The sequence below is a fragment of the Mesorhizobium sp. INR15 genome (assembly GCF_015500075.1).
Classification (GTDB): domain Bacteria; phylum Pseudomonadota; class Alphaproteobacteria; order Rhizobiales; family Rhizobiaceae; genus Mesorhizobium.
The window spans coordinates 104,308-119,179 of sequence record NZ_CP045497.1; the positions used below are offsets into that span (position 1 = coordinate 104,308).

Sequence of the window (14,872 nt, forward strand, 5' to 3'; positions counted from 1 at the left end):
CACCCTTTGTGACGGGTTCTGATTCGGGGTCGGAACAAGAAGAGCAGTGCGAAATCGTACGCCGCCTTTATCACCAAAGACAGCAATTATCTTGAAAGCATTGGCCTAGCGTGCGATTCTTTCGGCACTGTTCGAGGGAGATACTGATGCGCGCGACGATGCTTGAAATGCTGTCTGGCATTCTGACTATCGAACAGATGGTTTTGGCGTTTCAGGATGAAGAGCGCTGTCGGCGTTTGTTGGAGGGTATGGTGTGGCCAGATGGTCGAGTTTGCCCGTCCTGCGGCTACAAACGTTCGATCGCCATAGCCGGCCGGGACATGGGAAAACGCCGCGCCCGGCCTGGACTGTATCAATGCTCGAGCGGTGATTGCCGGTTCCAGTTCACGGTGACGACGCACACGCCTCTGCATTCCACAAAGTTGCCGCTGCGCACATGGCTGAAGGCGATGTGGTTGCTGCTGCAATCGGACAAGGGCCTGTCCTCGGTGCGGCTGGCGGAAACTCTTGGGGTGAGCCAACCGACCGCCTGGCGAATAGGCCACGCGTTGCGTCTCATGGTGGCGCGGGAAAACATGTTGGCCGGCACGGTGGAGATCGACCACTTCCATCTCGGCGGCAGGCCAAGGAAGCGGCCCGACGAGGCGCCGCCGGGACGTGGCCGCAAAGGTCAGGCAAACACGGAGAAAACAACGGTTCTCGGCATGGTGCAGCGGCCCGCGGACAGGGTTCCCGGCACGCTTGCTGGCGATGCGCGCGCCGCGGTTGTCACCGGTCTCTCATTGCGAGCGGCAGAGGCGATCGGCGAGGGCTTTACAGATCACGAGACGGTCAATCACTCCAGCCGCGAATATGTTCGTGACGCGGTTCACGTCAATTCGGTGGAAGGCTTCAATTCCCGGATCCGCCGCACTATCGCGGGAGTATTTCCTCACATCAGTCCACAGCATGCCGACCTCTATTTCCACGAGATGGGTTTCCGCTGGTCCCAGCGCATCGTTACCGGTCAGGCGGTCAGGAAGACACGGCGTGGCCGCCAGGTCGTGCAAACTCTTTGGTCACGTGTGTCGCCAGCACCGCAATTGATGCAGGTCTTCCGATCCGCTACCGGGCGTCAGATGCGCAGAAGCCCGGATGGCGGCATCATCATCAAATCAGCAGTAACTGTCTTTGGTTGATAAAGGCCGCGTGTCTGGGAAAGCAAATCTTGTTCCGACCCCAGGAAGGCTGAGCCGCCGAAAAACAGGAGATAAAGCACCAGGAGTTCCGGCACGCTGCGCTCGATGGTCGTATAAACGTCGGCGACCAGTCTCAATACCCGAATGCCAGACAGCTTGGCGCACGCGATCGCGCCACCGAAAAGAAATCCAAATGCGAAACCTATCGTTGACACTGCTACCGTCATCGCGGCAGCGATGAGCAGCGGCTTTCCCCAGCCTTCGGGACCGAAGCCGACAATGTCGAAGAGTGCAGGCACGGCTTTTTCCATAGCTCTGGAGCGCCGATGTCCAGGCTGCCGATCAACAGCCTGCGGATCGAGGCCAGCAACACGGTACCGCTGGGCTATTCGGTCTCAACATCGACCATGAAGGGAATGTTTTCCGTCTGCGACCAGGGAACATCCGTGGGGGTGAGATACTTCAACCTGAACATCGTTTTGCCTATCTGCAACGTCCCGTCGACACGTCGATAATCATCTGTTGTGACCGCCGACATTATCATCGAGCGGTTTGTCGATTGTGCCAGTCTGCCATAGTGCGCTCGAAGAAATGGTCGAGCGTGAAGGCATGGGGCATGAACATCGCTAAGCGCCGCGGTATGGCGCGGGCGCGCGTGGCGGTAGCCCGCAAGCTTGCCGTCATCCTGCACCGGATGTGGGCCGACGCGACCGAATTCCGTTTGGGAAGGAGCCTGCCACCCTGGCGACGTGAACGGCCACGAACATCGAAGCAGCAAGGAAAGGAGCTTTCGCCCGAAAGGGCGATGCCCGGATCGTTCCGTGGGGACGATGGCGAGGCGATCTCGTTGAGAGTCCCGAACCTGCCGCTAAACCCGGGAAGGTCGTGAAACAGATTGAGACGCCTCGCTCTCGTGATCCCATCATGCGGCGGCCTAGGCGCCGACCGCGAAGAGAAGCGAGTGACCCGCAGAACGGTCCAGGAAGAAAGTACAGGAGCACCTTGACCTCAACGACCCCAATCAGAGAGGCCTCTTAGGCCCCTGTCTCAAAAACCGGCACCACCTCAGTGGCAGAGGGCTCCATACCGTTCAGAAACAACTCGTCCCGAAAGATGTCGCGCAAGCGCCATGGCTTCCAGCCGCCGCTTATGCTTAGTGTTTTGTATTGGTTCAGGCATCGGCGACAATGACAGATAGCACCGGCACCGTCAGGCATGCCCGGAACCCGGCGACAACTTTGCTGCCTTTGCAAACCTTCGTCGCCGCCTGCCTGCGCCGGAAGAATTCGGCGCCGGGCAGTATTGATGATCTCTCGCATGAGACAATCGATTGGCTGAAGACGGTCGAACTGGCAAACCGCGACCTGGTTGCCCCACCATTGTGGAGCGCGTTGCAAGAGATGTGCTGGGAAGGCCGCCTGCCCCCGGACGTGCGCGACTATCTCCGCTACATCCACGCCGAAAACGCCCGCTGCAACGAGCAGATCCGAACGCAATGCCTGCGCATCGGCCGCATTCTTCACAGTGCGGGTGTCGAGGCCGTGCTCCTTAAGGGCGCCACATGGCTGTTCGAGGACTGGACAGCGCGCGGCGACCGCATGATGCGCGATATCGACCTGCTGGTTTCCGCGGAGCAGTCAGGCCGCGCCAGGGCAGCCCTTGTCGCGTCCGGTTACGGAATTGCCGAAACGATTGCCGCTGAAGCCGGCAACATTCACGAACTGCCGCTTCTTTGCGAGGGTGAACCAGCCAATGTCGAGCTTCACGTCGAACTGTCGACGCGTGTCTGGTTGCTGCCGGGCCGCGAAATGCTAAGGGGCTCGCAACCTGTTGCAGCCGGATTGCGCATTCCGGAGCCGCGCTTCAGGATCGCCCACAACATCATCCACGCCCAGATCACCAATGGCGACTTCATAGGCGGTGTTGTCAGCCTGCGCGATACACTCGACCTTGCACGGCTCACGCTGGCCCATTTCGATGCCGTCGACTGGAATTCCATGGCGGCAGACGCGAAGCAACGCGGCTATTTCCGTGAAATGTCCGGCGCCATACACAAGGCCGCGCGCTTTGGCGGCGCGCCTTTGCCCGCAGCTTTTGCAGAAGACCGCCGCGGACATTTTCACGCCGCCCGGTGCGACTTTCAACAGCGACTGCCGGTGGCCGATCGATGGCTGCGCAGGTTCGGCATATTGCGCCGCGCAACCGCCTGGGAGCGCGATTCCTATGTCCTTGGACTGGGCGACGACAGAAGCTTCGGCGCTTGGCTGCGCGTCAACCGGCGCCGCGCCGTCCGCACGGCACGCGCGCTGAAACGCGCCTGGCGCGGTCAATGAGTTTGCCGGCGGTTTCGAGATGCTTGTGAAACGCGGCTCAACCCGATTAGGCTGGGCAGTCGCAATGAATTGGATTTGCTCGAGACCATGAAAATTCCGATGCCGAATACAGCCGGTGCCGCGCCAGGCGTGCAATCCCTGCCGGCTGCGGCAAACGGGCCAAGCCCGCGCGAACGCGCCGAGGTCCTGGCGGCCAGGGGCAATCATGCCGAGGCGGTGACGGCTTGGCGCCAGGTGCTGGACCTTGCCTATGACGATGCCGACGCCGCCAACAAGCTTGGGCTGGCGCTGGCCGCCACCGGCAAGCACGACGAGGCAATCGCCGCGTTTCGGCGCGCCATCCAGTACGATGCGAGAACGCCCGCCCTCAGGCTCAATCTGGCAAACGCGCTGTTGAAGGGCGGGCGCCATGGCGACGCGCGCAACTGCTTCGAGGACTTTGTCGCCGGCGCGCCCAATGATGCCGATGCACTGGTTGGGCTCGCCAGGGCCATGCGCGCACAGGGCAAGCACGAGGAGGCGTTGAAGCCGCTGCAACGCGCCATCGATGTGAAAACGGATCATGTCGAAGCGCTGTTTGAAAAGGCCTCGGCGCTGAAGGCACTGAAGCGCAATGACGACGCCGACGCAGCCTACCGCCTCGTGCTGGCGCTTGACGGCAAGCATCGCGAGGCGGGGCTTGACCTGGCAAAGATCCTCCACGAAGCCAAGCGCCACGATGAGGCGGTGTCTTTCCTGGACAAGGTCGTGTCGGATCATCCAGGCCACCTTGCAGGCTGGATCGATCTGGGTTCGGCACTGCTTGGCACCAGGCAATACCCTCGCGCGCTGGACGCATACAAGAAGGCGCTGGCGATCCAGCCGGCTTCGGCGGCGGCGCTGTGCAACATGTCGCTGGCGCTGTTCGGCCTGGAACGTATGGAAGAAGGCATTGCCGCCTGCAAGAAAGCACTGGCGATCGAGCCGGCGTCGAACACCGCCCAGTTCAACATTGCCTGCATGCAGTTGGCACTCGGCAATTACCTCGAAGGCTGGACCGCCTATGAGTTCAGGCATGCCGGGCCTGGCAAGAAGGCGACCCGCGACGAAGCGCATGCCCCGCCGTGGTTCGGTGAAGACCTGCAAGGCAAGTCGATCCTCGTGCTGGGCGAGCAGGCCAATGGCGACTATCTGCAGTTTGCCCGCTATGCCAGCGCGTTGCAGGCAATGGGCGCCGCCGTTTCCATGCTGATTCCGAAGCGCCTGAAAGGCATTTTGTCAACGCTCCCGGGAAACGTCACGCTGGTTACCGATCTGAGCCCGGACGGTCGGTTCGATTATCAATGCTACATGATGAGCATACCGCTGCGCTTCGAGCGCCTTGGCCTGCCGATACCGGCCGAGCCCTACCTGTCAGCCGAACCGCAGCGTATCGCACGATGGGGCGCTGCGATCGGCGACCAGGGCTTCCGCATCGGCGTGGCATGGCAGGGCGGCCTTTACGGCGAGCGCGAATCCACCCGCGCATTCACTCTGCAAAAGCTCCAGCCATTGTCCGCGGTCCCCGGCGTCAGGCTGATCAGCCTGCAGATCGGCAAAGGATCCGAACAGATCGAGACCTTGCCGCCGGGCATGTCGGTCGCGACGCTCGGACCCGAATTCGACGCCGGCGAGTTCTCCTTTCTCGACACCGCCGCCGCGATCATGGCGGTAGACCTTGTCGTGACTTGCGATACGTCGATCGCGCATCTGGCCGGAGCGCTGGGCAAACCCGTCTGGATCGCGCTCAACGAATCGGCCGAATGGCGCTGGCAGCGCGCCAAGAGCACGACCGTCTGGTATCCGACGGTGAGACTTTTCCGGCAGAAGACCGCGCGCGACTGGGATCCGGTGTTCGACGAGATGGCGGTGGCGCTGGCGGAGGTCGTGGCACGTCAACCGGCCCATCTGGCGACAAAGGCGCCCGCCAAAGCCACGTCAGGTCCAGCGCCTGCGCCCAATGTGGCAGTGTCCTGGGGCGAATGCGTCGACAAGATCACCATTCTCGAGATCAAGGCGGAACGGGTGCGCGCGCCCGAGGCGCTGGCCAACATCAAGCATGAGTTGGATGCGCTCAGGCCTTCACTATCGCGGCTTGGCAGCCTCTTGCCTCAGGTCGAGGAACGGCAACGCGAATTGCGTGCCATCAACGAGACGCTGTGGGGGATCGAGGATAAAATTCGAGAATGCGAGGCGAGGCAACAGTTCGACCAGCATTTCGTCGAACTCGCTCGCAGCGTCTATATCCAGAACGATGAGCGAGCACGCGTCAAGCGCGCTATCAACGATCTTACGAGGTCGGCAATCGTCGAGGAGAAGTTCTATCGCCACTATGCATCGGAGGCGAGTTCCACCGCCGCCTGACAATGTTCTCTGTTCCACACAACCGGCAAGGGCGGATGAGCAGACCCGAGACGACCACTAGATGCTGGTTGTGGTGTCTGTCGTCTGGGAGGTGGTGGTGTCCGTCGACGTGGTCGTCGTCGTGGTATCTGTGGTGGCTGTCGTGGTCGTCGTATCTGTGGTAGCTGTCGTTGTCGTCGTCGTATCAGTGGTCGCCGTCGTAGCCGTCGTGTCGGTGGTCGCCGTCGTTTCGGTAGGGTTGGTGGTGACCGTCAAGCTGCTGCTGCCGGCCGATGTGGCAAGGGCCGCGCGCGCGCTTCCGGTGGCCGAAAGCATCAGCACGACAGTTGGCGGCGTGGCCACTGCGAAACGGCCGCAGTTCTGAAGGAACTGGCGCCGCTGCGCGCTCAGGTTTTCGGCATCGTTGCTGCTGTCAGTCACGCATACACCCCATCTTCAACCATCCCCCCATTGGAAAGTACACTATGGCTGGTGCCACTCCAACCCTGAAAGTGGCATTTTTTCCAGCATTTCCGCCGCTTGCACCGGATCGCTATAGCACAATCTGTAGTAGGCTGCCCGTTCGTGCCATCGCACGAGGCTGGCAACCGCTCTCTCATCGAAACCGGCGGGAACATAGACGGCCTGAGCCAGCAATTCGCTCAGTCCGGTCATCTTGTCGGTCGCGACAAGACCAGTCTCTAAATCTGGCTGATAGAACGGGAAAACCACATGGCTGACCGGCGCGGCCAGCGCTTCCACCGCCAAGGGCAGGAACTTCACCTTGCGCGCGAAGCGTTCGTGCTCGCGGGCCTCGGCAAGCCGTGGATGCCATGTCTCCACAAGGGCGTAGTTTTCAGCCTTGATGCAAGGCGGAAATGGCAGCGCGCGCCAGCGCAAGTCACGATCGCACAGGACGAGTTCGTCCGAGCCGTAACGCCAACCTCTTGCGGCAAGCAGCGCGCTTAGTGTCGTCTTGCCGGAACCCGACGGTGCCGGGAGCAGCACGGCGTGCCCCTGGCGTTCGAGCATGGCGGCATGGAAAGCCAGCAGATGCGGCGTTTCGGGCACGATGGCCTGGATGATGGCCTGTTCCACCGCCGCCACCAAACCGTTTGGCGCGACCGTGGAAAGCCATTCGCCCGCGCTTGTCAGCCGGTAGCCGTCGTCGACGGCCTCGATCTCAAGCAGCAAGTCCGGCGCGTCGGCCCCTATTTCCAATCCGTTCCCACCAATGCGCAGGCCGGCGAGGAGGTCGTCCAAGGCGGTGATCGCCAGTCCGGGCGCGGCAACGCGCAAAATCTTGTCGAACAGGCGATAGTCGACGCCGCCACGCTCCTGCGTCGCCGCGCGAATCCCGGCTTCGTCCAACGGTGGCGGCTCGGCTCCGGCCGTCCAGACGCCGAAGAACGTATCGAGCGCCAGTTCGAACCATTCGTCCGCTTGCCCGCCAGTGATCCTGAATGTGGCGGAAAGCCCGCGCCTGATTTCCTGCGGACCCAGCCCCTCGCCCATCGACGCCCAGACGAAAGCGGCAACCGCGTTGAGCGCGAACAACCGTTTGCTCGGCGCGTGAAAGATGACGGCCCCACCTTCAACAGGTTGGAAGGCAGCTTGTGCGGCGATGGAATTGAAATCAGGTCGGTCCATCAATGGCGCCCGCGCGGAGCCAGGCACGCAGCACCAGCACCCGACCATCCTGCACCGTCAGTCGTGGCGCGGCGCCTGGCGCGAATATCAAGGCGCAATTGGCGGCGAGCGGCACCCCCCCATCGCCTGTGTGCTCCACTAAGACGACAGCGGCCGGCGGCGCCCCATTCGCCTCATCGAGAAACAGCAGGAATCCCGACAGGTCGCGTTCGTCCCCCAATGCCGGGTCAAGCATTCCGCGGCCCTTGCGATAGAGATGCACATCCAGGTGTGTGTCCTGGCCATCTTCGGTGGTGCCACCCGTCAACCGGCCGATCGCCTCGACAAGTTTTGCCGTGACTACCGCGGGCAAGGCGTCGAGTTCAATCTCAAGCGCCGCCTCGGTTGCAGGCCCAGCCTGAGGCGAAGCGTCAACCGCGCCGAAGAGCGCCTCGATCGAATTGGTATCGAAAACCTCCGGCAGCATGGCCGGCGACGTCCCATTGCCTTGCGCCGGAGGCAGACCAACGGTTGTACTGCCCCCTGCGCCCCGTTTGCCAATCGTCACCGCGACCAGCGACGACCGGGTCAGGAACATCCGCTCGCCGGACCGCGACTCGATCTGGATCAAGCCGTCGGGCGGCAAGGCCGAGTCCAGCGAGGCGCCGGGCAGTGCCGAAACCAGGCCGAACACCATGGGGTCGTCCTCATCGCAGACGAACTCCCAGGAATGACCGCCTTGCAGGGAAACCTTGATCGAGACATCCATTCCAAGAACCCCGTCGCCTGCTCTTCGCCCCGCGCCGCAGCGGATTTCGCTTTTCCCGGCAAGCGTTTCTTAGCAGGCAACCGCCGCGCACCAACGCCGCATAATATCGCTTATGGTGCGAGGTGGTCAAATGCGGGTAGGGCGCTTTCGGAATCATTGGCCGGCTTAACCGGGCGTAATGATCTCGCAAAGAAACCGGCAATGGCCGACATGGGCCCGAAACTCGACTGGCCGCTTGTTTCAGAAGCGCGCAATGCAGACTTACGTAGGTGTTGGTGGGGAGAGGAAGGCACGTCATGGGTCCACGGATACCCTTGAATCCGCGGCTTGTCGGGAACGCTTGCCCCTACAGCATCAATTCCGCTGCCACGCTGCCCGCCAGCACCAGACGAGCATTCACCAGATCGTTGCCATCCACCTTGTCAGCTACCTCGGCTTCCGACAACCCATAGCCGTGCCATCGGGCCTCGATACGCCGCCGCAGCTCGCTCTCATCCACCCCGATCGCAACGGTGGTGTCGAACATCGAGCGAAGGCGATGCCAAGGGGCCTGATCAAGCAACAGGTAGTTCCCTTCGACGATGAGACGCCGCACTTCTTGGGGGATTATGCGCGCGCCGGCCCGCGCGATCTCGGTGTCGCGGTCGAAAACGGGAATTGCGATTTCTTGCACCTCGTTGGCCCTGAGGCGCATCAGCATCGACCCAAGGCCATCCACATCGAACGTCTCTGGCGCCCCTTTTCGTCTCAGCAGCCCCCGGGCCTCCAACACCATGTCGTCGAGGTGATAGCCGTCCATTGGCAGCACAGCGGCCGATCCCAGTTCGAGGGTATTTAGGGCTCGCTCGAGCTTCTCGGCTGTCGTCGATTTACCGGAACCCGGCGGTCCCGCAATAGCGGTTATGCTGCGCCCATTGGCCCCGCGACGGAAAACCACGTCGACGAGTTGTTCGAACGTCAGAACTTCCATTCTTCAAAGGTCTCGGCCGACCCAGCGCACCATGCGGGTAATGATGGCGTCATAGCCGTCCCAATTCAAAAAGGCCTGCGACAACCAGTGCGGGCCGATGTCAGTGGTCCACGCAAGGGTCCGACCCTGGCCGTAGTCTCTGACCGCAAGCAAAGGGTGATCATGTCCGCGATATCGTGACGTGACCAGCACCTGGCCGTCAGGCTCGACGCGCGCGATGACCTTGTTCATCCCCAGGATCGACGGCCACTGGGAGGGCAGGCCCGAAAGGATCGGGTGTCCATTGTCGACAATTTCCGGATTGAGTCCCTCGGGTGCTTCAAGGCCGTCCGGATAGGGCAGGCACTCCACAGGAAGGCAATCTTCGAGTGGCGTATCGTGAAACCGGGCCATCCCATCCATGCCTTGAAAGCTGGTATAGCCGCCGGCCATCATCAGTCCGCCGCCAGCGTGCACCCACTGCCGCAGGACGTCGAGTCGGTTGATGCCGGCTAATCCTTGTCTGGTTTCTGGCGTCAGCAGCAGCGACAGCGCACCCACATCTGAAAGCACAACGGCGGAGAAGGCCTGCAGAGCCTCGACGGTGCGCGGGAACTCGGCTTCACAGCGTTCGCCGCCGATCTGCGAGACGTTGATCCCCAAGCTTGCCAATGCCGCGATGAAACGAGTTGCGCCGTTCGCAAGACTTGCCGAACTGCCGACATCATATCCCTTGGCAACCGTGGACGTGACGAAGAATGTCTCGCCGGCGAGAAGGATTGGTTTCATCAAACGTATCTCCTGATCTGGGTGCAAGGCGGCACCACTTCCGGCAATAGAGGCCGGGTCGGCGAGCCCCACCGGGTCTTCGCGAACGGTGCCTGCGCGCAGGGCGCCCGGCGCGCACCGGGGCGTGGCTGACTTGGCTTGGAGGGATTTGGCGGCGCCTGCCGGGAGATCAGGCGCCGCCGACCATCACGCTAGAACTTGAACTGATCGACGTTCTGCGGCGTGACGATTTGTGCTGGTCCGAGCACGACTTCACCGTCCTTGCCGACGGTGTAGTTGCCGAGGCGACCGGCCTTGAAGGTGTCGCCCTCCTTGGTTACCTTACACATCGCCACTTGCTGGGCGGCGTAGTAGGTCAGATAGCCAAGATCCTTCACGTTCCACCAGATGTCCTGGACGCTGCCGTCCTGGATGTACTTCTTGATGAGCGTCGCAGGGGCGAGGCCGGTGAGCTTGATTTTGCCGAGCAGACCAGCCTGGTCGAGCGCACGCGCCGCCGCCGGCAGGCCGATCCCGGCCGGAATGGTAATGCCCTTAAGGTTTGGGAAAGCCTGGGCGAGCGCCAGCGCCTGCTGCTGGTTGACCTGCTCGCTCTCCTGGCCATAGGCGACCTGCACGAGATTCATCTTGGCGTATTTGGCATCGGCCTTCATCTTGGCCTTCATGTAGTCGATCCAGGCATTCTGGTTGCTGGCGGTCGGGGTCGACGAGAGGATGGCGAAATCGCCATCATAGCCAATCATCTGCCCCATAGATTCGAGCATCATCTCGGCGAGGCTGTCGCCTTTGGCCTGGTTCAGGAACAGCGTCCGCGCGCCGACGGCGACGTCGGAATCGTAGGACACGACCTTGACGCCCTGCTGCATCGCGCGCTTCAACGCCGGCGCGACAGCGTTTGCATCATTGGCCGAAATGGCGATGACGCCGACCTGCTGCGACACCAGGTTGTTGATGAAGGCGATCTGCGCCTCGGCGGTGGCCTGCGACGGCGCTTCCTTGATTGCCTTGCCGCCGATTTCCCCGGCGGCTTCGTCGGCGCCGGTCTGGGCGACCTGAAAATAGGGATCGGTATCGAGTTTGGGTAGGAAGCCCACCGTTACAGGCGCTGTTGCGCATTGCTCGGCGGCCAGAGCGGTAGAGGCTAACAGGGCAATGCCCGCCGCCAATCCCAGGGCTTTGACTAAACGTCCGGTCATAATATTCCTCCGTGTTGATCCGATTCCAGGCTGGAATTGAGCAATCGGCGGTGCGTACCTGGAGTTTACGCATCGCCTTTCCGAAAGGGCTGGCCCAGTTTGAGCCGGCCGAAGAGATGTTGGGCTGCGTTGCTGACAGTCAGCGACAGGATCAGGAGCAGGCCGATCACGGTGCCCTGCGCATCGCCGCCGACTTGCAGCAGTCCGAGAACATTGCGGAGCGTCGCCACTAGCAGCATGGCCCAGAATACGCCGGTCAGTCGGCCTTTGCCGCCGAAGACGCTGACGCCACCGAGCAGCGCGATGGTGATGACGTCGAGTTCGATACCGACCGCGTTATCGGCCCGGGCATTGGCCAGACGGGCCGCGTAGACCATGCCGGCCATAGCGCAGACCACCCCGGAGGTAACGAAGAGGCCGAAGATGGTCCGCCCGAGTTGCACACCCGAATAGCGCGCCGCGTCCGGACTGCCGCCGATGGCATAGATGCGCCGGCCCACGGGCATTTTCTGTAGCGCCACGAGGAAGAGCGGGGCGAGGACGAGGAAGGGCACGATCGTCCACGGGATCAGCGTGCCCGGCACGTTGTTGATGCCGAAATCGAGGAAGGCATCAGGGAAGTCGTTGATCGAATTAACCCCGAGCAGGATGTAGCCGACCCCCCTGAACATCGCCATCGTGGCGAGAGTCACGATCAGCGAGGGAAGCTTGAGCCAGGTGACCATGAGACCGTTGAAGGCCCCGCAGGCGGCACCGGCCAGCAGCGTCAGGGCGATGGCGGGCACCAGCGGCATGCCGGCTTGTGTCAGCATGCCAAAGACCACGCTCGACAAAGCGAGGATGCTGGCGACGGAAAGATCGATCTCACGGCCGACAATGAGCAGCACCATCGGCAGCACGATCAGCGCGCGCTCCGAGACGCCGGCGATCGCCTGAGAGATGTTGAAGGCGGTGAAGAAATGCGGCACGCCAAAAATGGCGTAGACGATGACGATGATTGTCAGTACGGCGAGGAAATTGTCCCAGTTGCCGAAGCGCTCGATGAAGTACGGATGGCGGCTGTCGTTCATACCGTGACCTTTCGGATCCGGGTAGCCCGGCGCGACACATAGGCGTCGACGCCGACCGCAAGCAGGATGACGAGGCCGTAAATACCCTGCAGCCAGAGTGGGTCGACGCGGACCAGCGTCAGGCCGTTATTAATGACCAGGAGGGTTATCGAGCCGAGGGCAACGCCAAGGATCGAGCCGGCGCCGCCGCGGATGGCAACGCCGCCGACCACGACCGCGGCGATGACAGTCAACTCGAAACCCGAGGCCACGCGGGCATCGACGGTTGCGTAGCGCGACGCCCACAGGGCCCCGGTGAAACCCGAAAGCAGGCCGGAAAGCGCGAAAGCGAGCAGCACGCGGCGCTGCACCGGAATGCCGATAAGCACGGCGCCAGCGGGGTTGGAGCCGACGGCATAGAGTTCCCGTCCGATCGACAGCGACCGCAACCCCCAGCCAATCGCCGCTAAGGTTACGAGCGCGATGACGAGGATGGCCGGCACGCCGAAGAGGCTCGCGCTGGTCATATCGAGCCAGGCCTGCGGCACCTCATCGGCGCTGATCTGCATGCCGCCGGCCCAGAGGCTGTTGAGGCCCCGGAAGATCGACAGGGTTCCCAGCGTCACGACGATCGCGGGCACCCTGGCGTAGGCAATGACGACGCCATTGGCGATGCCGCAGACGAGGCCGATTGCGCAGGATAGCAGCAGGGCTCCCGCGACGCCGATTTCCGGATGCAGATGGAGGGTCGAAGCGGCGCCATAGGCCGCGAGCCCGATCATGGCGGCTACCGACAGGTCGATGCTGCGCGTCAGCACGACCAACATTTCGGCCGCAGCCACGATCATCAGCAGGCCAGCATCCATGGCCAGCGCCGACAGATTGGCGACGCTGAGCATGCGCGGATTAATTAGGAAGATCGGGATGACGACGGCAATGATCGCCGCGACGAGGCCGAGTTCGCGCCTGGCGAGGGAGCGGTGCGGCGAAGCGACTGCGATTTCGGGGCGCGGGCCCGGCTGGGCGGCATAGGGTTGGAGCGGCACGACGTTGGCGGCGAGCGCGTCGACGTCGGTCGCGGCGCGGATGACTTTTTCCTGGCTGGCCTCGTCGCGGCTGAACTCGCCCGCCACGTCTCCCTCGCGCAGCACGATCATGCGGTCGCACATGCCGAGGAGCTCCGGCAGCTCGGAGGAAATCAGGATGATCGCTAGCCCCTGCGAGGCAAGGCTCGCGATCATCGCGTGGACGTCTGCCTTGGTCTGGACGTCGATGCCCTGGGTCGGCTCGTCAAGGATGAGCACGCGCGGCTGGGTCGCAAGCCACTTCGACAGCACGACTTTCTGCTGGTTGCCGCCGGACAGGGTGCTGACCGCCTGATCGTAGCTGCCAAAGCGCAGCCGCAACCGGTCGAGATGCGGTTTGGCGAGCGCCAGCTCCTTGGTGCGCGAGATGAGGTTCAGCGTCGTCGTCTTGTCGAGTACGGTCAGCGAAGCGTTGTCGAGAATGGAGAAGTCCATCACCAAGCTTTGCCCGATGCGGTCCTCGGAGACGTAGGCGATGCCATGCTCCATGGCGTCCTTCGGTGAGCGAAAGGCCGATTCCGCGCCATCGATGGCAATAGTGCCGGCGGTCGGCCGGTCGATGCCGAACAAGACCCGGGCAATCTCGGTACGGCCGCTGCCGACGAGCCCGCCAAGGCCGAGGATCTCGCCGGCGCGCAGATCGAAAGACACGTCGCGAAAAGCGCCGTCACGGCCGAGGCCCTTGACGCTGACGACGGTGGCGCCCACCGCCGCATCATGGGTGGGGTAAAGACCGCTGAGCGTGCGGCCGATCATCAGTTGCACGGCGCGCTCGCGCGTCAGGTCGCTGGCGCGCTCGGTGCCGACTAGATGACCGTCGCGGAGCACCGCAATACGGTCCGCCACGCGATAGATTTCATCCATGCGATGGCCGACGAACATCATGGCGACGCCGTGGGCGCGCAGGTCGTTGACCACGGCAAACAGCCGTTCCACCTCTCGCTGGGACAGCGCCGCGGTCGGCTCATCCATGATGAGCACGCGGGCATCGAGCGACAGCGCCCGGGCGATCTCGACCAGTTGCTGCTCGGAGGTGCGCAAGCGGGCAAGCGGCGCGTCGATGTCGCAATTGAGGCCCACAAGATTCAACAGCCGCTCGGCATCGCTGCGCATCCGCCGATGGTCGACGGACCAGGAAGGGTTGGCGCCCGTCTGGCCGATAAAGAGATTCTCAGCGACGGTTAAATCAGGAAACAGCCCCGGATGCTGGTGCATCACGGCGATGCCAGCGCGCTGGGCGCTCAGCGGCGAGAAGAAATGCTCCGACTTGCCGCCCACCAGCACGCTGCCGAGGTCGGGCCGGTGAACGCCGGCGAGCAGCTTGACGCAGGTGCTTTTACCCGCGCCGTTCTCGCCCAGCAGGGCCAGGACTTCGCCTGCCCGCAAATCGATTGAGACGTCGGCAACCGCGACGGTGCCCCCAAAAACCTTGGTCACCCCGGAGAGGGAAGCGATGACGACGCTGGTTTCCGCATGCGCACTGGTGGCGGGCGTCAGCATCTTACTCGATCCCCCGGGACCGGCGTTCACTCGG

General features: G+C 62.7%; 12 protein-coding genes and 1 pseudogene. 5 read left to right on the forward strand and 8 right to left on the reverse strand.

The genetic code is table 11. From position 1 onward, the window contains the following. The first annotated feature begins 146 nt into the window (after positions 1-146). The gene (locus GA829_RS32830; protein WP_195179993.1) at positions 147-1,178 is read left to right on the forward strand and encodes an IS1595 family transposase; all 1,032 of its coding nucleotides are present in this window, start codon (positions 147-149) and stop codon (positions 1,176-1,178) included. Here GA829_RS32830 and GA829_RS32835 read toward each other — a convergent pair. Continuing rightward, the gene (locus tag GA829_RS32835; protein ID WP_258052395.1) at positions 1,115-1,489 is read right to left on the reverse strand and encodes an ABC transporter permease subunit; all 375 of its coding nucleotides are present in this window, start codon (positions 1,487-1,489) and stop codon (positions 1,115-1,117) included. The genes GA829_RS32830 and GA829_RS32835 overlap by 64 nt on opposite strands. A 263-nt stretch (positions 1,490-1,752) precedes the next feature. On the opposite strand from GA829_RS32835, the pseudogene GA829_RS32840 reads away from it, so the two are divergent. From GA829_RS32840 to GA829_RS32855, 4 genes and pseudogenes are all read left to right on the forward strand, one after another. Further along, positions 1,753-1,931, forward strand: a pseudogene (locus tag GA829_RS32840) (IS110 family transposase); the annotation flags it as partial. Between the two features lie 434 nt (positions 1,932-2,365). Next, positions 2,366-3,511, forward strand: a complete 1,146-nt coding sequence (locus GA829_RS32845; RefSeq protein WP_195179994.1) for a nucleotidyltransferase family protein — start codon at positions 2,366-2,368, stop codon at positions 3,509-3,511. A 99-nt stretch (positions 3,512-3,610) separates the two neighbouring features. Next, a complete protein-coding gene (locus GA829_RS32850; RefSeq protein WP_195179995.1) occupies positions 3,611-5,893 on the forward strand; it encodes a DUF6165 family protein in 2,283 nt (760 codons plus the stop codon). A gap of 97 nt (positions 5,894-5,990) precedes the next feature. After that, entirely contained in the window at positions 5,991-6,257 is a 267-nt protein-coding gene (locus GA829_RS32855; RefSeq protein ID WP_195179996.1) for a hypothetical protein, read from the forward strand. A 98-nt stretch (positions 6,258-6,355) separates the two neighbouring features. Here the strand turns inward: GA829_RS32855 and GA829_RS32860 are convergent, their stop codons facing one another. The 7 genes from GA829_RS32860 to GA829_RS32890 form a co-directional block, all read right to left on the reverse strand. Next, the gene (locus GA829_RS32860; protein WP_195179997.1) at positions 6,356-7,522 is read right to left on the reverse strand and encodes a hypothetical protein; all 1,167 of its coding nucleotides are present in this window, start codon (positions 7,520-7,522) and stop codon (positions 6,356-6,358) included. Then, positions 7,509-8,270 carry a hypothetical protein gene (locus tag GA829_RS32865; protein ID WP_195179998.1) on the reverse strand — a complete coding sequence of 254 codons (762 nt, stop codon included), beginning with the start codon at positions 8,268-8,270 and terminating at the stop codon, positions 7,509-7,511. Before GA829_RS32865 ends, GA829_RS32860 begins: the two co-directional genes overlap by 14 nt. A gap of 346 nt (positions 8,271-8,616) precedes the next feature. Next, a complete protein-coding gene (locus tag GA829_RS32870; RefSeq protein WP_195179999.1) occupies positions 8,617-9,240 on the reverse strand; it encodes a nucleoside/nucleotide kinase family protein in 624 nt (207 codons plus the stop codon). Between the two features lie 3 nt (positions 9,241-9,243). Further along, the gene (locus tag GA829_RS32875) at positions 9,244-10,008 is read right to left on the reverse strand and encodes a glutamine amidotransferase (RefSeq protein WP_258052396.1); all 765 of its coding nucleotides are present in this window, start codon (positions 10,006-10,008) and stop codon (positions 9,244-9,246) included. 191 nt (positions 10,009-10,199) lie between these two features. Further along, positions 10,200-11,204 (reverse strand): rhamnose ABC transporter substrate-binding protein, encoded by a 1,005-nt coding sequence (locus GA829_RS32880; RefSeq protein ID WP_195180001.1) that lies wholly within the window; start codon positions 11,202-11,204, stop codon positions 10,200-10,202. A 65-nt stretch (positions 11,205-11,269) separates the two neighbouring features. After that, entirely contained in the window at positions 11,270-12,274 is a 1,005-nt protein-coding gene (locus GA829_RS32885) for an ABC transporter permease (RefSeq protein ID WP_195180002.1), read from the reverse strand. Next, positions 12,271-14,838, reverse strand: a complete 2,568-nt coding sequence (locus GA829_RS32890) for an ATP-binding cassette domain-containing protein (RefSeq protein WP_195180003.1) — start codon at positions 14,836-14,838, stop codon at positions 12,271-12,273. Before GA829_RS32890 ends, GA829_RS32885 begins: the two co-directional genes overlap by 4 nt. Positions 14,839-14,872: the final 34 nt, after the last annotated feature.

Bases quoted from the DNA above. Each gene is read 5' to 3' on its own strand.
- GA829_RS32830 (WP_195179993.1), top strand. From the start codon at position 147: ATGCGCGCGACGATGCTTGAAATGCTGTCTGGCATTCTGACTATCGAA.
- GA829_RS32835 (WP_258052395.1), bottom strand. From the start codon at position 1,489: ATGGAAAAAGCCGTGCCTGCACTCTTCGACATTGTCGGCTTCGGTCCC.
- GA829_RS32845 (WP_195179994.1), top strand. From the start codon at position 2,366: ATGACAGATAGCACCGGCACCGTCAGGCATGCCCGGAACCCGGCGACA.
- GA829_RS32850 (WP_195179995.1), top strand. From the start codon at position 3,611: ATGCCGAATACAGCCGGTGCCGCGCCAGGCGTGCAATCCCTGCCGGCT.
- GA829_RS32860 (WP_195179997.1), bottom strand. From the start codon at position 7,522: ATGGACCGACCTGATTTCAATTCCATCGCCGCACAAGCTGCCTTCCAA.
- GA829_RS32865 (WP_195179998.1), bottom strand. From the start codon at position 8,270: ATGGATGTCTCGATCAAGGTTTCCCTGCAAGGCGGTCATTCCTGGGAG.
- GA829_RS32870 (WP_195179999.1), bottom strand. From the start codon at position 9,240: ATGGAAGTTCTGACGTTCGAACAACTCGTCGACGTGGTTTTCCGTCGC.
- GA829_RS32875 (WP_258052396.1), bottom strand. From the start codon at position 10,008: ATGAAACCAATCCTTCTCGCCGGCGAGACATTCTTCGTCACGTCCACG.
- GA829_RS32880 (WP_195180001.1), bottom strand. From the start codon at position 11,204: ATGACCGGACGTTTAGTCAAAGCCCTGGGATTGGCGGCGGGCATTGCC.
- GA829_RS32885 (WP_195180002.1), bottom strand. From the start codon at position 12,274: ATGAACGACAGCCGCCATCCGTACTTCATCGAGCGCTTCGGCAACTGG.
- GA829_RS32890 (WP_195180003.1), bottom strand. From the start codon at position 14,838: ATGCTGACGCCCGCCACCAGTGCGCATGCGGAAACCAGCGTCGTCATC.